The sequence below is a fragment of the Paragemmobacter amnigenus genome (genome assembly GCF_009908265.2).
Taxonomy (GTDB): Bacteria; Pseudomonadota; Alphaproteobacteria; order Rhodobacterales; family Rhodobacteraceae; genus Paragemmobacter; species Paragemmobacter amnigenus.
This window is the reverse complement of sequence record NZ_JAAATX020000013.1, coordinates 64,365-86,834: the sequence shown is the minus strand read 5'-3', so window position 1 is coordinate 86,834 and position 22,470 is coordinate 64,365. Positions and strand designations below refer to the sequence as shown.

The window sequence follows — 22,470 nt, the reverse complement described above, 5'->3', positions numbered from 1 at the left end:
CACAAAGCCTAGCCGACCCGCCCCCGCCGATCAAGCCTGACGCGATCTTGCCAATCCCGCCCCCGCCGCGCCATAATTCCCGAAACGGGACTGCGATGGACACCGCCGAAACCCTGCGCCTGACCGCCTTTCTCGGCATCCTTGCCGCGATGGCGGCATGGGAATTCGCCGCCCCCGACCGCCGCGCCGACATTCCCCGCCTGATCCGCTGGACCAACAACCTCGCCCTCGTCGCCGTGGACACGGCCCTCGTGCGCCTGCTGATCCCCGTCCTGCCCGTCACCGCCGCCACATGGGCCACGGCCAACGGCTGGGGCCTCCTCTCCCCGCTTCCCCTCTGGGCCGCGATCCCTCTGGCCTTCCTCCTCCTCGACCTCCTGATCTGGGGCCAGCACTGGCTGATGCACCGCATCCCGCTGCTGTGGCGGCTGCACCGGATGCACCATTCCGACACCCATCTCGACGCCACCACCGGCCTGCGCTTCCACCCGCTGGAAATCCTGCTCTCCACCCTGCTCAAGATCGCAGCCGTCGTCATGCTGGGTGCCCCCGCCCTTGCCGTCATCGCCTTCGAGATCGCGCTGAACGCCACCTCCCTCTTCACCCATGCCAATATCCGCCTGCCCGACCGCACCGATAGCCTGCTCCGCCGACTGATCGTGACGCCCGCCATGCACCGCATCCACCACTCCCTCCGGCGCGAGGAAACCGACAGCAATTACGGCTTCACCCTCTCGCTCTGGGACCGCGCCTTCGGCACCTACCGCGCCGCCCCGCAGGACGACCCCGCCACCATGCCGCTGGGCATCGGCGCCTTCCACACGCGCCGCGAGGCATGGCTCGACCGCCTCCTGACCCAGCCCTTCCGCCGTCCCTGACCGCACCTGTCCGGCCCCGGCCCCCACAGGCCCCCTTGGCAGCCCGCCGCAGACACAGTTACATCGCCCCATGTGAATGCCGCCCCGCGGGCAGGAGACCGAGTGCATGCGTATCGCCGTCCTCACCAATGTCAGGACCGACACTTTCTTCCTTGCCCTCTGGGTTGCCTATTACGGCAGCCTCTTCGGACGCGAAAACCTGCACATCATGCTCGACGGCGACGACTGGACCCCGCAGGTCGACCTGACCGGCGTGAACCTGCACGTCGTCCCCGACGTGCCCCGCGACCGGCCGCAGCGGCTGGGCTTCACCTCGCGCTGGCAGTCCCGCCACGCGGCGGCCCTGCTCAAGGGCGGCGCGGACCTCGTGCTCCGGACCGATATCGACGAATTCGTGGCCGCCGATCCGGCCTGCGGGAGGGACCTGCCCGCCCTGCTCGCCCGCCTGCCGCAAGACGCCGCCGCCGCCGCCCTCGGGCTCGACATCATCCAGGGTCCGGACGAAGGCCCGCTCGACCCCGCAACCCCGATCCTCGCCCAGCGCCGCCATGCCATCCTGACGCGCGAATTCTGCAAACTGGTGGCCATCCGCCGCCCCGTCCGCTGGGTGGGCGGCTTCCACCGCGCGCGCGATGTCGGGATCGACATCCCGCAGGGCCTGCTGCTCTTCCACCTCGCCCTCTTCGACCGCGCCGCCGCCGAGGCGCGCATCAGCCAGCGCAAGACCGCCGCGGAACATGCCACGCAGGGCGCGCATATCGCCGACCGCCTGTCCCGCTTTGCCGAAGTGGCCACCCCCGCCCCGCCCGCGTTCGACGCCTTGGCCACAGCCGCCCGCACCCATGTCATGGCCTCCATCCCCTCGCGCTCCGGCCCCCATCCGGGCCATATCCCCGACGCCAACTCAGCCCGCGGCCACCACCTGCACCTGCCCGAGCGGATGTCGGCCCTCCTCCCCGCCCCCGCCACCGCCCATTCCCTCTACTCCCAGCCCGAGGCCACGCCGTGACCGACTCCCCCCCCGACACCGCCCCGCCCCTCCCGCAGGGCTTTACCGGGCGACCCGAACTCACCCTGCCCCCCGCCGCCGCCGATGCCCTGCGCGACGCCTATGCAAAGGCCGATGTCATCCTCGAATACGGCTCCGGCGGCTCCACGCTGGTGGCTGCCGAACTGGCGGGCAAGACCGTCTTTTCCGTGGAAAGCGACGCGAAATGGTCCGCCGACATGGAAGGCTGGTTCCGCGCCCATCCCCCCGCCTCGCCCGTCGTCATGCATCACGTCGATGTGGGGCGCACCGGCGCATGGGGCCGCCCCTCGGACCCGCGCTCTTTCCGGCGCTGGCCGCACTATCCGCTCTCGGTCTGGAAACGCCCCGACTTCCGCCATCCCGATGTGGTGCTCGTCGACGGCCGCTTCCGCACGGCCTGTTTCCTCACCACCCTGTTCCAGATCACGCGGCCCGTCACGCTGCTCTTTGACGATTACGAAGGCCGCCGCTACCACCGCCGCATCGAACGCTTCGCCCGACCCGCGCGCTTTGCCGACCGCATGGCGATCTTCGACCTCGCGCCAAGGGCCATCCCCGCGGCCGAGATGGCGCAGATCATCGACTGCTTCCTCGATCCGCTGTGACCGACCCCTGTAACGGAACCTGCAACGGCGGGACAACCCGCCAGCGCGTCGGGGGCCGCGTCAGGGGCAACCGCCCCCGCTCAGGCCCGCTTCAGCCGGATGACCACATCCACGCGCGACACCTGCATTCCCTCGGGCGCCTCGGGCAGGCCCGCGATCCGCAATTCCTCGGCCGGCGCATCGGTCAGGCGACCGCTGTCCTCCCAGTAGAAATGCGGATGGTCGTCCATGCGCGTGTCGAAATAGCTCTTCGACCCGTCCACCACGACCTCGTTCATCAGCCCCGCCTCGCAGAAGGCGCGCAGCGTGTTATAGACGGTGGCCAGCGACACCCGCTCGCCCGTCCGGTCGGCCAGCGCGAACAGGCTTTCCGCCGTCACATGCCGGTCCTCGCCATCCCCCACCAGAAGCGCGGCAAGGGCCAGACGCTGCCGCGTCGGGCGAAGCCCGCCCCGCGCCAGCCATTCCGTCCCGCGTTCGATCGCCGAAACCGCCATGCCGCCTGTCATCCCCGATGGGCCAATTGCATGTCCATATAGGGTGGAAAGGGGCGAAAACACAAATGAAAATAGGTCGCATCCGCCCCGCCGCGCCGCCCTTGCCACCCCTTCCATGCGGGTGATACACGGGAATGTGACAGAATAAGACAAACGGGAACCGATCCTATGGCCGCCTATCCGACCAGCTTCGACCGCGAAGCCCTGCTGAAATGCGCGCGGGGCGAACTCTTCGGCCCCGGCAACGCCCAGCTTCCCGCACCGCCCATGCTGATGATGGACCGCATCACCGAGATTTCCGAGGATGGCGGCCTGCATGGCAAGGGCCATGTCGTGGCCGAATTCGACATCACCCCCGACCTGTGGTTCTTCGACTGCCACTTCCCCGGCAACCCGATCATGCCCGGCTGCCTCGGCCTCGATGGCCTGTGGCAGCTCACCGGCTTCAACTTGGGCTGGCGCGGCTGGCAGGGCCGCGGCTACGCGCTGGGGGTGGGCGAGGTGAAACTCACCGGTATGGTCCGCCCCGACCGCAAGATGCTGACCTACAAGGTCGATTTCACCAAGGCCCTGCAAACCCGCCGCCTGACGATGGGCGTCGCCGATGGCATCGTCGAGGCGGATGGCGAGGTGATCTACATCGTCAAGGACATGAAGGTCGCGTTGAGCGAGGCGTGAGCCTCCACACCCCCCCTCGAACAGGCGCCGCGAGGCGCCTTTTTCATTCCGCGCAACGGTCAGTCCTGCCCCGATGCCCCAAGCATCGGGGCGCGGCCGTCCCGCCCCCCCGGGGCGGCCGCACCCCTTCCGTCGCTCCAAGCCAGTTCGGATATCTCCTATTCCCCCTCAGCCTTCCCGGTCCCCCGCAAACCCCACCATCCCGCGAAACTCCGGCAGCCACCCCTCCCGCCGCACCGTCCACAACTCATACGAAGGCGCAAACACCCCCACCTCATCCAGCGCCCCCAGATGCACCTCCACCTCTCCCGGACTGCGAGAGAAGACCGACGACCCGCAGACCGGACAGAAGCACCGCCCCCGCCACTCCGCGAACTCCCCCGTCACCGCCACCCGCCCCTCGGCATAGACCGCCGACGCATGGAACACCGCCCCGTGATGCTTGCGGCAGTCCATGCAATGGCACACCCCCACCCGCAGCGGCGCGCCCTCTGCCACCACCCGCACCGCCCCGCATAGACAGCCCCCCGTCACCCGTTCCATCCCGTCCTCCATACCCAATCCCCTTGCCCCTTCCCCCATGCTCCCTTAGAGACAATCCAAAGCTCAAGGATACGGGAGGCCCCATGCGCCGCGTCGTCATCACCGGGATCGGCATCGTCTCGCCCATCGGCAACACCGCGGCCGAGGTCGAAGCCTCGCTCCGCGCAGGCAAGTCGGGCATCGTCTTCGCCCCCGAATATGCCGAACGCGGCTTCCGCTCACAGGTCCACGGCCAGCCCAACATCGTGCTGGAAGACCATATCGACAAGCGCGACCTGCGCTTCATGGGCGACGGCGCGGCCTACAACTTCATCGCCATGGATCAGGCGGTCAAGGATTCCGGCCTGACCGAGGCCGAGATTTCCAACGAACGCACCGGCATCATCGTGGGCTCCGGCGGCCCCTCGACCAAATCCTTCTTCAAGGCCCACAACATCGTCCGCGAAACAGGCTCGCCCAAACGGATCGGCCCCTTCGGCGTGACCAAGGGCATGTCCTCCACCACCTCCGCCTGCCTTGCCACGCCATTCAAGATCAAGGGCGTCAACTACTCCATCACCTCCGCCTGCTCCACCAGCGCGCATTGCATCGGCAACGGGGCAGAGCTGATCCAGTTCGGCAAGCAGGACATCGTCTTCGCCGGCGGCGGCGAGGAACTGGACTGGACGCTCTCCTGCCTTTTCGACGCGATGGGCGCGATGTCGTCGAAATACAACGACGCCCCCGAAACCGCGTCCCGCACCTATGACGCCACCCGCGACGGCTTCGTCATCGCAGGCGGCGGCGGTGTAGTGGTGCTCGAGGAGCTGAACCACGCCCTCGCCCGCGGCGCCAAGATCTACGCCGAAGTCACCGGCTACGGCGCGACCTCCGACGGCCATGACATGGTCGCCCCCTCGGGCGAAGGCGGCGAACGCTCCATGCGGCTTGCGCTCTCCACCCTGCCGCAGGGCCGCAAGATCGACTACATCAACTCCCACGGCACCAGCACCCCCGTGGGCGACGTCACCGAAATGGAAGCGATCCGCCGCGTCTTCGGCAAGGGGTCGACGCCCCCCGTCGCCTCGACCAAATCCCTCACCGGCCACAGCCTCGGTGCCACCGGCGTGCACGAGGCGATCTATTCGCTCCTGATGATGAACGGCAACTTCATCGCGGCCTCGGCCAATGTCACCACCCTCGACCCCGCGCTGGACCCGTCCGAAATCGTGACGACCCTGCGCGAAGGCGTAACCATCGACTCCGTGCTGTCCAACAGCTTCGGCTTCGGCGGCACCAACGCCACCTTGGTGATGAGCAAATACCTCGGCTGACAAAAGCCACGTTAAAAGGGGACAGGGACAATGGCAGACCTGATGAAGGGCAAGCGCGGCCTGATCATGGGCGTGGCGAATGACCGCTCCATCGCATGGGGCATCGCCGCCGCCATGGCCCGCGAAGGCGCAGAGCTTGCGTTTTCCTATCAGGGAGAGGCGTTCGGCAAGCGCGTCGCCCCCCTTGCCGCCTCGGTCGGGTCGGACTTCCTCGTCGATGTCGACGTGACGAATGACGACAGCCTCGACGCCTGCTTCGCCGCGCTGAAGGACCGCTGGGGCCGGATGGATTTCCTCGTCCACGCCATCGCCTATTCCGACAAGACCGAACTGACGGGCCGCTTCATCAACACCACGCGCGGCAACTTCACCAACTCGCTCGCCATCTCCTGCTACAGCTTCATCGACGTCTCGCGCCGCGCGGCGGAACTGATGCCCGAAGGCGGCACGCTCATCACCCTCACCTATGGCGGCTCGAACCGCGTCACGCCCAATTACAACGTCATGGGCGTCGCCAAGGCCGCGCTGGAATCCTCCGTCCGCTACCTTGCCAACGACCTCGGCCCGCAGAAGGTGCGCGTCAACGCCATCTCGCCCGGCCCGATGAAGACGCTGGCCGGTGCCGCCATCGGCGGCGCCCGCGCCACCTACCGCCATACCGAGGCGAACGCCCCCCTCCGCTCCAACGCCACGCTGGAATCCGTGGGCGGCACCGCCGTCTGGCTCGCCTCCGACTATGGCTGCTTCACGACGGGCGAAGTCGTCCATGTCGACGGCGGCTACCACGTCCTCGGCATGCCGCAGCAGGACAATCTGGGCGGCGCCGACAAGGGCTGACCGCCCGCCCCTGCCGAAACGGGATTTCCGCCACCGCCGGATTCCCGCGGATTGCGCGCAAAATCCATACTTCCGTCACCCTCCATCCATCTGGCAGTAACCGGACAGACGCAGACTCCGCCCGCGCCGATTGAACGGCGCGCGATTTTTGACGTATCACCGACCACAGTGATCGTGACCAGCGGAGATGCCCGATGCGTATGCCGAAGATTGTCGGTCTGAAACTTGCAGCCCTCGCTGTGGCCCTGTCCGCCACGCTCGCCACGGCGCAGGACCTCCGCCCGTGGATGCAGCCCGAGATCGGGCAGGCATGGTCGCTCGGCTTCCGTGGTCAGGGCACCTCGATCACCGTCGTGGACGACTTCCGCAGCACATCCGGCCTGACCGGCAACCTGCGCGGCGTGACCGAAACCCGCCGCCATGGCGAATGGACCGCGCTCGAGGCGGGCATGATCGCCCCGTCGGCCAAGGTCTATCTGCACGACTTCGGCAACACGCGGGCGGTCACGCTCCAGCGCGGGCTGAACACGCTCAACCTCTCCTACGGCATGATGGCCCCCGCAGGTTACTCCACCATCGGGTGGAGCGCGCGGGAAACCTCCATCATCTCCTACGCGCGCGACGGCAAGGCCGTGGTCGTCAAGGCCGCAGGCAATGACGGCGTCGCCATCGGCACCGCCAACAGCGCGGGCCAGTTCGACTATCTCAACCGCGACCTGATCGGCCGCCAGTCCGCCATCTTCGTCGGCGCGCTGAATAGCCATGGCACCACCGCCAACCCTGCCACCATGGCATGGTATTCCAACACCGCAGGCAGCAACGCCACCGTGCAAAAGCAGTTTCTCGTCGTGGGCGTGACCGGCAACCAGACCAACCTCTACGGCACCTCCTTCGCCGCGCCGATCGTGTCGGGCTATGCGTCGGTTCTGGGCAGCAAATTCACCCGCGCGACGCCGACCCAGATCACGAACCAGCTTCTGAACACCGCCCGCACCGACACGATCGCGGGCTATTCCGCCTCGGTCCATGGCCGTGGCGAGGCGAGCATTGCCCGCGCCCTCGCCCCCACAGCGATCAAGTGATCAGAACGAATAGGTGAAACCGATGCTGATCCGTGCATCGGTTTCCCCGTCCAGATTGACCAGATAGCCCAGCGTCTCCTCCGCCGGCATCGGGTCCGCCGCAAGACGGCAATTCACCGTCTGCACCCCCCCGATATCGCCGTAATCCGCCTCGCAGGTCCGCTCGCGCATCTTCCCGAACAGCGGCCAGGTCGCCTTGACCGAAATGACCGTATTCTCGAACGGCACATACTGGTAGACAAACCCCAGATGCAGCGCCGGATCGATCCGGTATTTCTCCCCGCTCTCCCCCGTGCTGACCCCCCAGATGATCCCGAAATCGGTCGTCACCTGTCTCAGGAACAACAGTGTCACATCTGGAAAGCCGGGGCTGTACCAGTCGCGGAAATCCACATAGCCCCCGCCCGACAGCTCGTATCCCCCACGGCTCAGCTCGCGCGCCGCCGCCGACCGCTGCGAACCGGCATAGACATCCAGCAGATAGGTATCCTGCCAGAACCCCTGCCCGCGGGCCGCCCCGCCCGACATCGCAACCGCCGACACCGCCAGCGCCGCCATGATCCGGAACACCCCGCCCATCCGCCGCGCCTTCAACCCCGTTCCCGCTTCGCGCCGCACAAGTCCATCCGATCCGCGTGACGAAAAGGTAAAGCCGTCACACCCCCGACAGAGCGACCTTCAACTTCCGTGCCGGTCGCGCGGCACCCTCCCGCAGCCGCCCCGTCCGGACAACATGCCAAAGGGCGGGGCCGATCCGGCAAAGGGCCGCCATGACCCGCAAAGGGGGCAAACCGCATCGATCTGTATTGGAAATTCTGGAGCGGGTAGCGGGAATCGAACCCGCCCCATCAGCTTGGAAGGCTGAGGCGCTACCACTACACCATACCAGCCATTTTCGCATTCTGCTCAATGACTTCCGTGGCTTGCGCCACTCCGCGTCCACAGTACGTTTTTCATGTGCACTCGCCTTCTAACTATCACCAAACCAGCCTTGTGTGAACGTTTGTGTGCATTGGTAGACGCGCAGGAACGCCACCTCATGGCTCGGCAAACAACAACACACAACAACAGCACCTTCGTCTTGGGACCCTTGGGAAGAGGTGGGACGATGCGACTTGGTTAGGTAACCCCCATCTCTTCCTAGAGAAAAAATTCAACCGCCGAAGGCAGACGGCCCACAACAGAACGTTGCTCACTAAGAAAAACCACAAGGCGGCTCTTCCCAAGAAGGGTGTTGTTCATCCACCAACAACAGAGAGAAAATGTACTCTTTTCCTAAAGGTACTTATTGTAAAAGTGAACATTTTAGCAACAAAAGAGGCAGCAGGAGTCAACTATCTTCCCTTTCAACCTTCCTTTTCCAAAAAAGCTGGAAGTGAAAAGAAGGGGGAGAAAGATGGTAAACTCCTGCTTTTGTTGTTGTTTTCTTTGACCTACAGGAAGCGTTCAAGAAGAGCCGCTCTAGGGTTTTGTTGGTTCACCGACCTTACGAAACATGCCCATATTCCCACGTCCCTTCCCGCCCTTTTTGTATACGTAACCCAACGTCCGTAGGTCGTGGTTGTCCTCAAGGGCAGAGCCAACACGACGTAAAGGAAATCCAACCGCTCTTTCCACTTCGTCAGCAGGAACGTCTCGACCTGCACCGTGTTGCCGGAGGTATTGAAGGATGCGGTTAACACGTCCCTTTGGCGCCAGTGCAGCGATCCCTTGGTAAAGGAGTTCATCTCGCTTACAGTCGGGATACTGATCCGCCAGCTTGTCAAACAGACCAGCCCGTTGTGAGAAAACATATGCGGTCATAGGGTTCGCCACTTCCTCACTGTAGGTTCGCATGCGCCCCCTCCCGATTTGTTGCATCATGTTCTCGAGATAGGTGGCATCCTTAATCTTCTTGTAGGCCCCAGTCAGTTTTCCCTTAACGGCTTCCAACACTTCGTCCGTGATAGGCTCCCCCGTCAGTGTATGATAACGCTGAATGCACACCTCTTGCGGCCTGTGGTCGTCAAACAGGTAGATAACAGCGTCACAATCCTTGTAGTCATTGGACCCGATCGACAGGCTGTGATGGGAAACCCAAATCTGCTTGCCGTGTCGCTCGACCATGAATGGCAGTTCCTGTTTCCCCCCGCTCGGATCAGCAAAATAGCCCATCAGGCATCTGTCCAAGACCTGCTTTGGCACCGTCAGATACACCTTTTCTTCTGCGACCGACTGAATGACCCAATCGACATAGGTCACAACGTCATCCTTGATCTGTGCCTGCCCCCAAGTCTTGTAGTGTCCGTTGAACTTTGGCCCCGTCAGGTTGACCAAACGAAGGTTCTTGTAGTTGGGCTGCACAAAGTAACCGGCGCTGGAGGTCAACGTGAAGCGACCAGCCACATCGTAGGTCAGCCGCCCCGTTGCTGTCAGGACGACCGTTTTTTCAAGATTAGGGATGCCCAGCACCGCGGCGTAGAACGTCGGAGTATATCCGTTGTTAAACTTATCCCCCCGTGACAGGAATGCCGTGCCGTTCAGCAGCGCCTGACAGAACAACTGAACCGCACTCATCACCTCCATGTTGTCGATGGTCTGGCTATGGCTAGGCAGGTGCAGTTCTTCCGCGATGGTCGATGCAAATGACAGGTCAGCATCAGACGGCATGGCAACATACTTCGGCCCCCCACCATGAACCTGCTGGTCCAAGCCGTTGACAAAACTGTATAACTTCACAAACTCGCCGCTTAGGACATTGTTTGTTGTTGCCCAATCACGCGCAGCGGCAAAATCCTTAAGCGTCAGCGACGCCTCACCCGTTGAAAACACGGCCTCATCGACAATGAACAGGGTGCGGTCATCCAAACGACCTTTGTTTGCCTGAACAAACTGATGCGTCAGGATGACGACCTGCTTCGCCAGCTCAGCCTCTTTGTTCACCTCAGCCGCGCTATGGTAACGGCCAACAACGTCGGCACCCAGTCTTGCAACAAGGTCCCCATACACACGATCAACCGCCTCCTGATAAGGTGTAAGGAAACAGATACGCTCGTCAGGATTTTCCGTAAGGACATAAACCATGCCCCAGATCGCGCCAGTCGTCTTGCCCGCCCCCGTAGGCATCGAGATGTAGAAGGCGCCGCGATAAGGCCCTAGAGCAACGGACGAGATCGTGGTTGAAACCAACCGTGCCGAATAAACTTGCCAGTTAGAGAGATGTAGAAGCCCTCCTTGCTCGTCGCGTGTGCGCTGGACGGCCTGCTGCCAGTTAGAGTAGTATCGGGGTGACGCGTTCATTTTTCCTAAGAACTCCAAGCAAAAAACAGTTGTTCCCTCAAAAGGACTGCCACGCTTCCTGTGGGCCGAGATCAGTTGTGCGGACACGAAAAAACCAGCTTCGGATTACCCTTGGCTGGTCAGGCAGAACGTCTGTGTGTGCGTCGCGCTACCGCAAAGGGTACTTCGCCCGACTCGTCCGATGTAGATGGGAGGTGCTTTCCAGAATTACAAGTGGCAACTCATAAATTTCTTGCGATTGAAGATGGATGCGCCATTCCTCAACATTTAGTGCAACGCTGCCACACAACAACTATATATAGATTTTCATGATGGCTCAACAACATAACCACCACTGATCCAATCAATCAGTACAGCCCAGCGCGCTGCGATCACATGATAGAAAGCAGCCGATAGCCCTGCCCTAGTGATCCTCTATTTACAGAGGCTTTAGCGCATGGATCGCAATTTTGATTGAGAGGATGCTTCTCTTGGGTAAGCCTCTACCTTGCTGCACACCTGCAAGAACGGAGACCTCGGTGAACTTAGTGGCTTGATGTGGGACGGAAGTAACCCTTCAAAAAAGATCGATATATGAACCAAAGAGGTCTCACTTCTTGCAACCTTCCGATTCTGGCTATATTGCTCACGAAAACTTGACCTAAGCAGAACCGCTCAGCACAGACTGGTGTTGTTTCACCATTTTCTCCAAAACCGCTACCAAATCTTTTCCAGTTTCCTTCATCTTCAATTCGTCTTTTGAACCAAGCACGCCATCGAGATCAAATCGCATATCATCCTCAATTCCCGCTAACGCCATTGCCCATTCGCTGAAGCCGCGCTCTTCGATCGGTTCAAAATGCAAAACCGTGACCTCTCCATGACGATCATCCATCTGGATAGTCTCGTAGAGTTCCTCCAGTACATCCTCTGGCCCTTCAATCACTTGACAGAAGTAGCCGCCTGAATAAAGAAGAGCGCCCGTCACGCCCATATCAGGATTGTTCTTGTGGGCGGAGGCAAGAATACTCTTTATCTCCTCTCTTACCTTTTCACTGTCGCCCTTTATCGTGTTCTTGCTGATGTAAGCAAGATTGTACAAGTTAGGCATGTTCGACTCCCTTTACTTGAGCTTTTTTGCCAAAGTTCTCAATAAACTTGCGAGTTTCGTCCAACTCCAAGGGTTTAGAGAACAGGTAACCTTGGATGAGAGTGGCACCATAGTCTCGAAGGCGCTTACATTGTGTACTTGTTTCGACGCCTTCCACTACAGGCAGAAGGTTAAACGTCTGCGCTATGCTAAGCACTGCACGCGTGATACGATCGCTCCGCTGATCTTTAAGCTGATCCTCACCCCCCAAAGCAGCGATGAAAGATCGGTCGAGCTTAATGTAATCCAATGGAATTGTATTTAACTGTGTCAATGACGAATAGCCAGTTCCAAAGTCATCCAAAGCGGTCTTGCAGCCAAGCTTTCTCAAAGCGTCAATGGTTCGGATTTTTTCTGATCCAAAGGCTGCAGACTCTGTAATCTCCAGCTTAACAAGCTGCGGCTCTATGTTGGTTTCTTCAAGAGCCTGTTTAACAGTAGATACTAGTATTTCAGATTCAATAAACTGAGTTGCGCTGATATTGATACTGACACCTACATGTGATCCATCTGAGTTCGTTGGGAGCGTTAGAGCATCAGAGCAGGCACGTCGAATGATCCAGTTTCCCAACACATCCATTACTTGAATCTGTTCTGCCATAGGAATAAAATCAGCAGGTGAAATAAGCCCTCGCTTTGGATGGTTCCAGCGAACTAGGGCCTCAACGGCGTGGACCGTATCACTCGCAACATCAACGATTGGCTGATACATTAATTTAAACTCGTTATTGCTGATAGCTTTATGCAGCTCCACATGGTTTGAAACAAGAGATACCCTCAGGTCGTTCTCAAGTTGATGCGCCTCTTTCGCTTCATGTTCAAGATTTCGAGTAAAGAAGCAGCGTTTCATCTGCTCCCGCTTTGCGCGGTGCAAGGCCACTTCTGCGGCATGCAACAAATATGAGGTGGATTCGACAGACGGGCCAATTTCCGAGACGCCGATACGCACACTCAAGACGATTACCTCGCCCCTCAAGGCAAGTGGACGCTGCGTGAAATCGTTCAGTAACTCGATCTGCTCATAAATATCTATTCCACCAGTAAATACTAGGCAGAAGTGATCTCCATGCGTACGGGCTATCCAGTCAGCATGCGAGAACACCTTTTGGATACGCTTCGCCACTGTACTAATGATCTTGTTCCCTAGGTCAGCCCCCAAGCTATCATTAACCTTGCCGAAACGGGCCAACTCCATAGTCACAACGGACACGCCAGTTGCGGTGATTTCGTCGGGCAACTCTCGCAGATAAGTCTCAACGCCCAAACGGTTGGACAGACCGGTAAGTGGGTCAGTCATCGAGGCACTGTGTTGCAGGTCTAGGTTCATGATGATCCTTGCTTGATAGTTCCTCAGACAAACCTTGGTATATCCTATGATGCGGCAGGCTTCTGTAAACACATCCACAAGCATTGCGGTCATTAGGATATTGGATGGTTCAGAAGGTATACCCCTGTGTTGCTGGTGGACAGTTACTACGCCAAGCAGAAATATTGGTAACATTAGGGTGCGAATCGTTGATTTGTTGCTGAGCATGCAGTAACTCTAGAGGCATATGTTACCACTGGAGGCTACAATGGCTGTCGTCGGCTACAGAAGGGTCAGCACCATCGACCAATCTTTGGAACGTCAGGACCTTGGTGAAGTCGAGAAGGTGTTTGAAGAAAAGGTTTCGGGAGCCAGTGCCTCTGACCGTCCTGTGTTGCAGGAGATGATTGGCTGGGTGCGTCAAGGGGACTTGGTTGTTGTTCACTCCATCGACCGTCTAGCCCGTAACCTTCAGGACCTTCTGTCCATCGTGACCACCCTTAACAACAAGGGGGTCAGCATCCGCTTCATCAAAGACAACTTAACTTTCCCGCCGGAAGGCAACGATGGCGCTGCGAAGCTTTATCTGTCTATCCTTGGGGCAGTAGCTGAGTTTGAGCGGGCCATTATCCGCCAACGACAGGCAGAGGGTATCGCAAAGGCAAAGGCTGCTGGTGTCTACAAGGGACGCAAGGCTACCATCGACAAGGATCGTATCTACGCACTGCGTGAAGAGGGATACAGCACCTACAAGATCGCAGAGATGATGGGGATCAGCCGGATGTCTGTGCATCGAGCCCTTAACACCAAGTAAAATCGACTTTTTTGTGTGGTAGAGCCGCTGTCACAATTAGAGGTCAAGATGAACGAATTTGAAGCAATCTCCCACGACACGGAAGAGCGGCTTGCTCGAAGCGTCGCGGTTTTGAATGCAGGAACCGATGAGAGGGAAGTGCTTATTGCTGAGTACAAAAGACGGGCTGATCAGGCTTTTGCCCCATCCACAAGGCGCAGTCGTGCCGTGATGATGCGTGTTCTTGAGCGTTACTTTTCAGAGTTGGGCCTCTCGACTACGCCGCCGCTAAGCCCGTTCCACGTTGCAAGAATGATTGATGATCTCTCGCCCATATATGCGATTGGAACCATTGAGTGCTTACTCAGTGCTGTAACTGAACTCCATCGAGCCAGTTTCCTTAGATCGCCACGCAATCATCCAATAGTCAAGCTAGCGTTCATGGCCGCGCGGAAGCACTACAGTAAGCCATCAAAACAGGCACCACCTATATGTCGCAAGGATATCATGGATGCTATAGCAAAGATGGGCCAATCTAGGCTCCATGTACGAGATAAGGCGGTACTGTTAGTGGCCGCGGATAGTTGGTGCCGTTCAAGTGAACTTGCTGCACTAAGAATGCATGATATGGTCTTGCAACAAGATGGGTCAGCCATCTTGCGAATAATGCGATCCAAAACTGATCGTTACTCCTCTGGTGGGTTTGCTTACCTCTCAATCGAAGCAGTAAATGCAGTTCAGGACTGGCAAAGGCTAGCAAAACTCACGCCGCCAGAGCCAATGTTCATCACCTCATATGACAATGGTTGCCGAAAACCCTTGCTTTCTGTCACGTTCACTCAAATCTTGCGGCGCGCGACGGGCAGAAAAGATGTTTCGTCGCACAGCACTAGAGTAGGGGGCGTACATGATGCCATGAAGATTGGATGTGACATGGGTTCAATTATCATGTCTGGGCGGTGGAAGTCTGCTGAGATGCCAGCACGGTATGGAAGCCAATTTCTGGTGGGTCAGTCAGCGTCAGCACGTATAGCTGCTGCACACCGTAACAGTACATAAAGTCCAGTGACCAATTTCGTTTCATCGACCTGCTGACATCACAGAGATGCTAGGCAGCCTACTTACGGTAGCAGCGAGATACAGCGATCTTCCCCAACCAATGTTCCTTCTGCTCCAAAGTGTAACCTGCCCCGTAGCGCCTGCCGGCGCCCTGCACAACGCTCCAACCGCCCAGCGCATCTAGCAGTTCAATTGGACACTCAACGGCCCTCAGGCGGTCTCTAAATGCATGTCGCAAGCAATGTGCTGTCTTGCCTGCTGTTTGTTGTTTTAGCCACTTATTGAGCGTGTTGCCTGCATGCGTCGCCAGTATCTGTCCATCTCGTAGGTAGTTCGGGAATAGGTAGTCATCGCTCCCGTCATCCATAAGCCGTTCCATCGCCAAGCGCGCATAACCGACAAGGGGCAGCGTTCGCTCTGAGCCGGAAGTCTTCAACCGCCTCGCACCGTGTGCAACGATCCTAATGCTTGAACAGTCAGAGGCTACGTCTACGCGGCGCAGACCGATGATTTCCGCTATACGGCACCCTGTCTCGCCTATGATGGGGATCGCCCAGCGCAGAGGTCTGTCAGTAGCCAAACAGGCTTGGTAAAGGTCTCTCAGGTTCTCAGTTGGAATAGGATGCCGTCTGACGCGATCTGAACCTTCTCCAGCGATCATGACCCTGCTGAACGGGTTCCTGCGTGCCACCTCGTACTCGGCATAAGCGTAGTTGAACACAGCACTCAGGCAGTTCAGCCGTCGTCGTATGGAAGTGGTGCGCATTCCCCTATCCGTCAGGACCTTCACGAAGTTCCGTGCATCCTGTCGCCCATAGCAGTCGATTGCCATGTCACCTGACAATTCGGCCAGCAGCAGCGCACTGCTTAACGTCGGGTTAGACTGAATCCCCCTGATCTCGACATACTCCGCCGCTATAGCGGTCAGACATGCCTGTTTTGTTGTTGTCACTGCCAACAGGGTTTGGACGTCTACTGACAGGGTGACTTCTTCTTCGGCCCAGATGTCATTCAGGCGTCGCGTGAGTCGGTCAGCCTCGGCCTGATCCCTTACCCTCAAGCGGACCTGAGAACCGAATGCCTTCGCCGCATGGGACGGCACGCGTCTGTTGTAGTATAGGAGGCCGTTGATTGTCGTTGTGTGTTGCGCACCGAGCTTTGTGTTCATATCGTGTTGCCTCAAAAAGCCTAAGCCATTGAGTGCAAACAACAAAAACGGAGTTCTGGAGCGGGTAGCGGGAATCGAACCCGCCCCATCAGCTTGGAAGGCTGAGGCGCTACCACTACACCATACCCGCGTCGCGCGCCCACCTTCTACCCATCCCGCCCGCCCGATGCAACCCGCCAATCCTCGAAAGCCCCCGTCCCGGACGTGCCCCCGTAGGGCGGGGTTCACCCCGCCACCCGCCAACCACCCGCGCGACTCACCCCGCCCGCCGGATGGTTAACGCCCCCGCACCCCACCGCGCGTATGCACAGCCAGCGGTACAGCGCGCGGCACAACAACCGCACCGCCCGTTCCCCGAAAATCCACCCGTAAATCCAGCGCCCTCAGGCACTTAGCGGCTCGATCAGCTCCGCCCCCTCGGCACGGTTGGAATTGACCCGCACATCCACCCGATGACAGCGCAGCACCCCCTCCGCACTCGCCTTCATCAACACCGCCGCCCCATGCCCCGCCTCGCCCAGCCACAGCGGCCAGTCCGCCCGTTCCAGAACCACCGCCTCGCGGTGATGCAAGCCATGCATCCCCGGCCCTGCATCGGTCGATACGATGGCGACCGTGTCCATCTCCCCCCACCTCTGCCAGACCCCGGCAAAGGCCATGGGCTCGCCATCCACCCTGCTGAAATACCAGGGCAATTTCCGCCCCTCCACCTCCTGCCATTCATAGAAACCGCTGGCAGGCACGATGCAGCGCCGCGCCCTGACCGCCTCGCGGAAGGCGGGCTTCACGGCCACCGTATCGGCGCGGGCATTGATGATCAAAGGCCCGTCATTCGGCGCCTTGTACCACTGCGGGATGAACCCCCAGCGCATCGCCCGCAGCCGCCTTGCCCCCCCGTCCGATGTCACCACCGCCACCTGCGTCGTGGGACAGACATTGAACCGCGGCACGGGCGGCAGGTCATTGCCGATCACGGCATCGAACAGCCGCGCGATGGCCTCGTCGGGATGGGTGATGGTGAATCGTCCGCACATGTCACCCACTGTTAACCCCGACGTGGCAAAAGGAAACCCGCCCCCTGCGCGACCGGCAACCATTGACCGAAGGCCCCGCGCGGTGCATGAACCGCGCATGCTGATCTACAAGATCTTCCGCCGCCCCGAATGGGATGCCTTCCGCGCCGCCGGTGAAACCGCTGGCGCGCCCGTCGACCTTGCCGACGGCTTCATCCATTTCTCCACCGCCGCGCAGGTGGCCGAAACCGCCGCCAAATGGTTCGCCACCGAAAGCGACCTCGTCCTCGTGGCCTTCAACGCCGACAGGCTCGGCCCCGCGCTGAAATGGGAACCCTCGCGCGGCGGCGCGCTTTTTCCCCATCTTTACAGGCACTTGCAGATGTCCGATGTGGTCTGGGACAAATCTCTCCCCCTCGGCGCCACCGGCCATATCTTTCCGGAAGGCGTGTGGTGAGCCTCGTCGAACGCACCGCCCTCGCGCTCCTGCACCGCCTCGACCCCGAGGTGGCGCATGGCCTCTCCCTGCGCGCGCTGCAATCCGGCCTCGCCCCCCTGCCCGGCCCCGTCACCTCGCCGCGGCTGGAAACCACGCTTGCGGGCCTGACACTGCCCAATCCCGTGGGCCTCGCCGCGGGCTATGACAAGAACGCCACCGCCATCGCGCCCCTCTCCCGCGCGGGCTTCGGCTTTGTCGAGGTCGGCGCCGCCACCCCCCGCCCGCAACCGGGCAACCCCAAACCCCGCCTCTTCCGCCTGACCGAAGACCGCGCCGCCATCAACCGCTTCGGCTTCAACAACGAAGGCATGGACGCCATCGCCGCCCGCCTCGCCGCGCGCAAAGGCGGCCCCGTCCCCGTCGGCCTGAACCTCGGCGCGAACAAGGACAGCACCGACCGCGCCGCCGATTTCGCCCGCGTGCTGGCCACCTGCGGCCCGCATGTCGATTTCGCCACCGTCAACGTCTCCTCGCCCAACACCGAAAAACTCCGCGACCTGCAGGGCCGCGCCGCCCTCTCCGCCCTGCTCGCAGGCGTGATGGACACCCGCGCCACCCTCGCCCGACCCATCCCGATCTTCCTGAAAATCGCCCCCGACCTGACCGCGGACGACCTCGCCGAAATCGCCGAAACCGCTGTGTCCTCGGGCATTTCCGGCATCATCGCGACCAACACCACCCTCTCGCGCGACGGCCTCTCCAGCCCCCACCGCGGCGAAACCGGCGGCCTCTCCGGCGCGCCGCTGTTCGAGAAATCGACCCGCACCCTCGCGCGCCTGTCGCAACTGACCCAAGGCAAACTCCCCCTCATCGGCGTGGGCGGCATCTCCACCCCCGAACAGGCCTGGGAAAAGATCCGCGCGGGCGCGACGGCGGTGCAGCTCTACACCGCCATGGTCTACGAGGGCCTCACCCTCATCCCCCGCATCGCACACGGCCTCGACGCCATCGCCGCGCAAAACGGCTTTGCCCGCATCACCGATGCCACCGGCACCGGCCGCGACCGCTGGCTCTGACCCGCCCCTTCATCCCGGTCCAAATACCCGCAGGGGTGAGGCGCACAGCGCCGAGGGGGCGGCAGCCCCCTGATTTTTCGCAAGAAAAATCGTGCCCGCTCAGAACGCCTTGAACGTCATCGTGGTCAGCGTCCGCACGATCCCCGGAATGTCGAACAGGCGCTGCGACAGGTAATGGCCCACATCCTCCTCGTCGGGAATGTAGATCTTGGCGATCAGGTCATATTCCCCGCTCGTGGAATAAAGCTCGCTCACCACCTCGCGGTCATAGATCGCCTCGGCCACCTCATAGGTCTTGCCGGGGGTGCAGCGGAACTGGACGAAAACGCAGCGCATCATGGGCCTCCTGATCTTGGGCGCAGCCTATCCAACCCGCCCGTCCGAGACAATTTTCTTCGAAGAAAATTGCAAATTCCTTCGAAGGAATTTGCCTACTCGGCCTCCAGCACCAATGGCGCCGGACCCCGCCGCAGATCCTCCACCGAAAGCGCCCCCTTGGGCCGCGCCAGACGGTAGCGCGTCACCCAATGCAGCCGCGTCGACGCCCGCGTGATCGCCACATAGGCCAGCCGCTTCCACAAGGGCACCCCCGCCTCGGACCGCCCCGCCTGTGCTGCCGCCCAGATGTCGGGGGCAAAGACCTGCACCTCGTCCCATTGCGACCCCTGCGCCTTGTGGATCGTCACCGCCGCGCCATGCAGGAAGGCCGCCCCCATCTTGGCCGCCGCCGGAATGAAGGGTTCTTCCTCGTCCGGTTTCTCGATCTTGATGATCGAGGCGGCCGAAACCTGCGGCTCCTCCGCCCCCACCACATGCAGCTTGGCGAACCCCTCCTTGGACCCCGGCCCCAGATAGATGACCTGCGCCCCCTTGATCAGCCCCCGCGCCTCCAGATCGATCCGCTTCTTGCGGTGCTTCAACGGCAGTTCGATCCCGTCGCAGACCAGCGGCTCGCCGGGCAGCAACTGATCCTCCGGCGCGCCGAAGGCCCCGCGAAAGGCATGGATCAGCCGGATCCGCGTCGCATTGCGCCAGACCAGCACGGGCGACCGCGCCATCATGTCGGCATCCACCCGCTCGGCCAGCACCACGCGGTCGTCGCGGCTTGCCACATCCTCCACCATCCGCTCGAAGGTCTCGAACCGCAGCGCATCATCGCCCAGCGCATGGGCCAGATCGAGGATCGGGTTATCCGCCGTCTGCCGGTGGATACGGTTCAGCACCAGCCGCCGCGAGGCGGGAAGACGATCGAAGACCATCTCGCCCGACAACCCCACGGGGGCCAACTGCGCCGGATCGCCGAACAGAACCAGCGTCGGAAAGATCTCGCGCAGGTCGTCCAGTTGCCGTTCATCCAGCATCGAGGATTCGTCGATGAACCCCACATCCAGCGGCTCTTCCCGACGCTTCCACCCCTTGATGAAGTCCGAACCTTTCAACCCCGCCGCCGCCAGCGCACCGGGAACCGAGGCAACCTGTTGGAAAAAGGCAAAGGCCCGGTCCAGCGCCAGATCGGTCAACCCCTCGACCACGGGCCGCTCGCCCTGCCCCGTCAGCCATTCCGCGATGCGTTCGTATTCGGGGTCATAGACCGGGGTGTAAAGGATGCGGTGGATCGTCGTCGCAGGCACCCCCCGCAGGCGCAGCACGCTTGCCGCCTTGTTCGTGGGCGCCAGAATGGCCAGCGTGCGACGGTCCTTGCGCCGCCGCCCCTCGTAATCGCCGGAAATCACCTCGACCCCCGCCGCGACCAGCGCCTTGGTCAGACTGGCCAGCAGCATCGTCTTGCCCGATCCGGCCTTGCCCACCACCGCCAGAACCGACGCCGCCCCTTCGGCCCGCGGCGTGATCTCGCCCGCCGTCAGGTCGATCCCGTTGGAATGAAGCTCTGCCGCCACGCGGTCAAAGGCTTCGGCCTGATCGTCGGAAAAGATAAGCGCGGGCTGCATGCGCGCGACCATATCCGCACCAAGGCGAAGATGCGAGGGGGGGCCTCAATGCAGCGGCGTGCCCGCCCCGCCCGATCCGGCCCCGCTCTCTCCCTCGGACAGGGCCGCGATTTCCTCGCGCGCCACCTCTGCCGTCTCGGCGGCCGCGCGCGCCAGCCGGTGCAACCCCTGCGCCTCGGCATAGTCGGCAAGGTCGGTCAGCACCTCGAACACCCAGTCATGCTGCGACACCGGCACATCTCCACCACGCCCGACAGGCTGCCCGCAGGATAACACCCGCCCCGATTGCAACCTACCCGCACCCGCGCAACAGATCGTTTCCCCCTTGGAAACCGCAAAAGCAAAGGGCGCCCGCAGGGGCGCCCTCGATCTTCCGTCCCGACCTGCGGCCCTTACAGGCTGCGGCTCGCCTCCAGCGTGTCCTCGAAGGTCTTCAGCCCCGTGCGCGGCGCCTGCACCAGCACCGCCATGTTACCGGGCTTGTGCTGGTTCTTCAGCATCTTGGTATGGGCCTGCGGAATCTCGGCCCAGGGGAAGACCTCGGACATGCAGGGATCAAGCCGCCGCTCGATCATCAGCTTGTTCGCCGCGCTCGCCTGCTTCAGATGGGCGAAATGCGACCCTTGCAGGCGCTTCTGGTGCATCCACATGTAGCGGACGTCGAAGGTGCAGTTGAATCCCGTGGTGCCCGCGCAGATCACGACCATCCCGCCCTTCTTGCACACCAGCGACGACACCGGGAACGTCGCCTCGCCCGGATGTTCGAAGACCATGTCGACATTCACGCCCTTGCCGGTGATGTCCCAGATCGCCTTGCCGAACTTGCGCGCCTCTTTCAGCCAGTCGTTGTATTCGGGGCTGTTCACCTTGGGCAGTTGCCCCCAGCACTTGAAATCGTTGCGGTTGATGACGCCCTTCGCGCCCAGACCCAGCACGAAGTCGCGCTTGCTCTCGTCGCTGATGACGCCGATCGCATTGGCGCCCGCCGTGTTGATCAGCTGGATCGCATAGGACCCCAGCCCGCCCGACGCGCCCCAGACCAGCACGTTCTGGCCGGGCTTCAGGTCATGGGGATGATGGCCGAACAGCATCCGGTACGCGGTGGCCAGCGTCAGCGTATAGCAGGCCGACTCCTCCCAGCTCAGGTGACGCGGCCGCGGCATCAGTTGCTGCGCCTGCACCCGCGTGAACTGCGCGAAAGACCCGTCCGGCGTCTCGTAGCCCCAGATGCGCTGCGTGGGCGAGAACATGGGATCACCGCCGTTGCATTCCTCGTCGTCGCCGTCATCCTGGTTGCAGTGGATCACGACCTCGTCGCCCACCTTCCAGCGGGTGACCTTGTCGCCCACCGCCCAGACGATGCCCGCCGCATCCGATCCTGCGATGTGATAGGGCTGCTTGTGGCCGTCAAAGGGGCTGATCGGCTGGCCCAGACCGGCCCAGACACCGTTGTAATTCACGCCCGCCGCCATGACGAGCACCAGCACCTCGTGGCTGTCGATCTTCCACGTATCCACCACCTCGACCTTGAAGGCCTGATCCGGTTCGCCATGCCGCTCGCGCCGGATGGCCCAGGCATACATCTGCTTGGGCACATGACCCAAGGGCGGCATCTCGCCGATCTCGTAGAGGTCTTTCTTCGGCGCGTCGTAGGTCGCGATCTGCTGCTGCGTGTCCAAAGCCATCTCCCGGCCTCCCGTTGAAATGCCGCGCCGCAGAATCGGCGCCTCGGGTCAGAGATAGAGGATGGCCGCGCAACATTGCAATAGCGATGGCGCATATTTTGTAATTTTATG

23 protein-coding genes and 2 tRNA genes are annotated in these 22,470 nt (G+C 61.3%); 11 read left to right on the top strand and 14 right to left on the bottom strand.

Annotated features, from left to right (window positions below):
- The first annotated feature begins 95 nt into the window (after positions 1-95).
- The 3 genes from GU927_RS17395 to GU927_RS17385 all read left to right on the top strand — a co-directional run bounded on the left by GU927_RS17395 (position 96) and on the right by GU927_RS17385 (position 2,513).
- Positions 96-878: a sterol desaturase family protein gene (locus tag GU927_RS17395; RefSeq protein WP_161763724.1), complete on the top strand. Its 783-nt coding sequence runs from the start codon at positions 96-98 to the stop codon at positions 876-878.
- 106 nt (positions 879-984) lie between these two features.
- The gene (locus GU927_RS17390) at positions 985-1,887 is read left to right on the top strand and encodes a hypothetical protein (RefSeq protein ID WP_161763723.1); all 903 of its coding nucleotides are present in this window, start codon (positions 985-987) and stop codon (positions 1,885-1,887) included.
- Positions 1,884-2,513, top strand: coding sequence for a hypothetical protein (locus GU927_RS17385; RefSeq protein ID WP_161763722.1), 630 nt, complete (start codon positions 1,884-1,886; stop codon positions 2,511-2,513). The genes GU927_RS17390 and GU927_RS17385 overlap by 4 nt, the downstream gene beginning before the upstream one ends.
- Before the next feature lie 80 nt (positions 2,514-2,593).
- Here GU927_RS17385 and irrA read toward each other — a convergent pair whose 3' ends face one another.
- A complete protein-coding gene (gene irrA / locus GU927_RS17380; protein WP_161763721.1) occupies positions 2,594-3,010 on the bottom strand; it encodes an iron response transcriptional regulator IrrA in 417 nt (138 codons plus the stop codon).
- 168 nt (positions 3,011-3,178) lie between these two features.
- Between irrA and fabA the strand changes: the two genes are divergently transcribed.
- Positions 3,179-3,688, top strand: a complete 510-nt coding sequence (gene fabA / locus GU927_RS17375) for a bifunctional 3-hydroxydecanoyl-ACP dehydratase/trans-2-decenoyl-ACP isomerase (protein ID WP_161763720.1) — start codon at positions 3,179-3,181, stop codon at positions 3,686-3,688.
- Between the two features lie 168 nt (positions 3,689-3,856).
- Here the strand turns inward: fabA and GU927_RS17370 are convergent, their stop codons facing one another.
- Complete coding sequence (locus tag GU927_RS17370; protein ID WP_161763786.1) at positions 3,857-4,231, bottom strand: GFA family protein; 375 nt, start codon at positions 4,229-4,231, stop codon at positions 3,857-3,859.
- A gap of 83 nt (positions 4,232-4,314) precedes the next feature.
- Between GU927_RS17370 and fabB the strand changes: the two genes are divergently transcribed.
- From fabB to GU927_RS17355, 3 genes are all read left to right on the top strand, one after another.
- The gene (gene fabB / locus GU927_RS17365) at positions 4,315-5,544 is read left to right on the top strand and encodes a beta-ketoacyl-ACP synthase I (protein ID WP_161763719.1); all 1,230 of its coding nucleotides are present in this window, start codon (positions 4,315-4,317) and stop codon (positions 5,542-5,544) included.
- A 30-nt stretch (positions 5,545-5,574) separates the two neighbouring features.
- Positions 5,575-6,381 carry an enoyl-ACP reductase FabI gene (locus GU927_RS17360; RefSeq protein WP_161763718.1) on the top strand — a complete coding sequence of 269 codons (807 nt, stop codon included), beginning with the start codon at positions 5,575-5,577 and terminating at the stop codon, positions 6,379-6,381.
- Between the two features lie 194 nt (positions 6,382-6,575).
- On the top strand, positions 6,576-7,463 hold the full coding sequence (locus GU927_RS17355) for a S8 family serine peptidase (protein WP_161763717.1): 888 nt from the start codon (positions 6,576-6,578) through the stop codon (positions 7,461-7,463).
- Here GU927_RS17355 and GU927_RS17350 read toward each other — a convergent pair whose 3' ends face one another.
- The 5 genes from GU927_RS17350 to GU927_RS17330 all read right to left on the bottom strand — a co-directional run bounded on the left by GU927_RS17350 (position 7,464) and on the right by GU927_RS17330 (position 13,291).
- On the bottom strand, positions 7,464-8,081 hold the full coding sequence (locus tag GU927_RS17350; protein WP_161763716.1) for a hypothetical protein: 618 nt from the start codon (positions 8,079-8,081) through the stop codon (positions 7,464-7,466).
- Positions 8,082-8,279: 198 nt separating this feature from the next.
- Positions 8,280-8,353, bottom strand: a tRNA-Gly gene (locus GU927_RS17345).
- A 571-nt stretch (positions 8,354-8,924) separates the two neighbouring features.
- Positions 8,925-10,829, bottom strand: a complete 1,905-nt coding sequence (locus tag GU927_RS17340) for a DEAD/DEAH box helicase (protein WP_161763715.1) — start codon at positions 10,827-10,829, stop codon at positions 8,925-8,927.
- 553 nt (positions 10,830-11,382) lie between these two features.
- Complete coding sequence (locus GU927_RS17335) at positions 11,383-11,832, bottom strand: BLUF domain-containing protein (RefSeq protein WP_161763714.1); 450 nt, start codon at positions 11,830-11,832, stop codon at positions 11,383-11,385.
- Positions 11,825-13,291, bottom strand: a complete 1,467-nt coding sequence (locus GU927_RS17330; protein WP_217765716.1) for a putative bifunctional diguanylate cyclase/phosphodiesterase — start codon at positions 13,289-13,291, stop codon at positions 11,825-11,827. Before GU927_RS17330 ends, GU927_RS17335 begins: the two co-directional genes overlap by 8 nt.
- Before the next feature lie 154 nt (positions 13,292-13,445).
- On the opposite strand from GU927_RS17330, the gene GU927_RS17325 reads away from it, so the two are divergent.
- Together GU927_RS17325 and GU927_RS17320 are read left to right on the top strand one after the other, a co-directional pair.
- Positions 13,446-13,991 (top strand): recombinase family protein, encoded by a 546-nt coding sequence (locus tag GU927_RS17325; protein WP_161763713.1) that lies wholly within the window; start codon positions 13,446-13,448, stop codon positions 13,989-13,991.
- A 48-nt stretch (positions 13,992-14,039) separates the two neighbouring features.
- A complete protein-coding gene (locus GU927_RS17320; protein ID WP_161763712.1) occupies positions 14,040-15,029 on the top strand; it encodes a tyrosine-type recombinase/integrase in 990 nt (329 codons plus the stop codon).
- Between the two features lie 58 nt (positions 15,030-15,087).
- Here the strand turns inward: GU927_RS17320 and GU927_RS17315 are convergent, their stop codons facing one another.
- The 3 genes from GU927_RS17315 to GU927_RS17305 form a co-directional block, all read right to left on the bottom strand.
- Entirely contained in the window at positions 15,088-16,197 is a 1,110-nt protein-coding gene (locus GU927_RS17315; protein ID WP_161763711.1) for a site-specific integrase, read from the bottom strand.
- A gap of 56 nt (positions 16,198-16,253) precedes the next feature.
- Positions 16,254-16,327 (bottom strand) — tRNA-Gly (locus GU927_RS17310).
- A 253-nt stretch (positions 16,328-16,580) separates the two neighbouring features.
- On the bottom strand, positions 16,581-17,231 hold the full coding sequence (locus GU927_RS17305; RefSeq protein ID WP_161763710.1) for an SOS response-associated peptidase: 651 nt from the start codon (positions 17,229-17,231) through the stop codon (positions 16,581-16,583).
- A 97-nt stretch (positions 17,232-17,328) separates the two neighbouring features.
- On the opposite strand from GU927_RS17305, the gene GU927_RS17300 reads away from it, so the two are divergent.
- On the top strand, positions 17,329-17,667 hold the full coding sequence (locus GU927_RS17300; protein WP_161763709.1) for a DUF952 domain-containing protein: 339 nt from the start codon (positions 17,329-17,331) through the stop codon (positions 17,665-17,667).
- The gene (locus tag GU927_RS17295; RefSeq protein WP_161763708.1) at positions 17,664-18,725 is read left to right on the top strand and encodes a quinone-dependent dihydroorotate dehydrogenase; all 1,062 of its coding nucleotides are present in this window, start codon (positions 17,664-17,666) and stop codon (positions 18,723-18,725) included. Before GU927_RS17300 ends, GU927_RS17295 begins: the two co-directional genes overlap by 4 nt.
- Positions 18,726-18,824: 99 nt before the next feature.
- Here GU927_RS17295 and GU927_RS17290 read toward each other — a convergent pair whose 3' ends face one another.
- The 4 genes from GU927_RS17290 to ccrA form a co-directional block, all read right to left on the bottom strand.
- Complete coding sequence (locus tag GU927_RS17290; protein ID WP_161763707.1) at positions 18,825-19,061, bottom strand: Lrp/AsnC family transcriptional regulator; 237 nt, start codon at positions 19,059-19,061, stop codon at positions 18,825-18,827.
- A gap of 95 nt (positions 19,062-19,156) precedes the next feature.
- The gene (locus GU927_RS17285; RefSeq protein ID WP_161763706.1) at positions 19,157-20,686 is read right to left on the bottom strand and encodes an ATP-dependent DNA helicase; all 1,530 of its coding nucleotides are present in this window, start codon (positions 20,684-20,686) and stop codon (positions 19,157-19,159) included.
- 33 nt (positions 20,687-20,719) lie between these two features.
- Positions 20,720-20,905 carry a hypothetical protein gene (locus GU927_RS17280; protein ID WP_161763705.1) on the bottom strand — a complete coding sequence of 62 codons (186 nt, stop codon included), beginning with the start codon at positions 20,903-20,905 and terminating at the stop codon, positions 20,720-20,722.
- A 161-nt stretch (positions 20,906-21,066) separates the two neighbouring features.
- Entirely contained in the window at positions 21,067-22,359 is a 1,293-nt protein-coding gene (ccrA, locus tag GU927_RS17275; protein WP_161763704.1) for a crotonyl-CoA carboxylase/reductase, read from the bottom strand.
- Between the last annotated feature and the right edge of the window lie 111 nt (positions 22,360-22,470).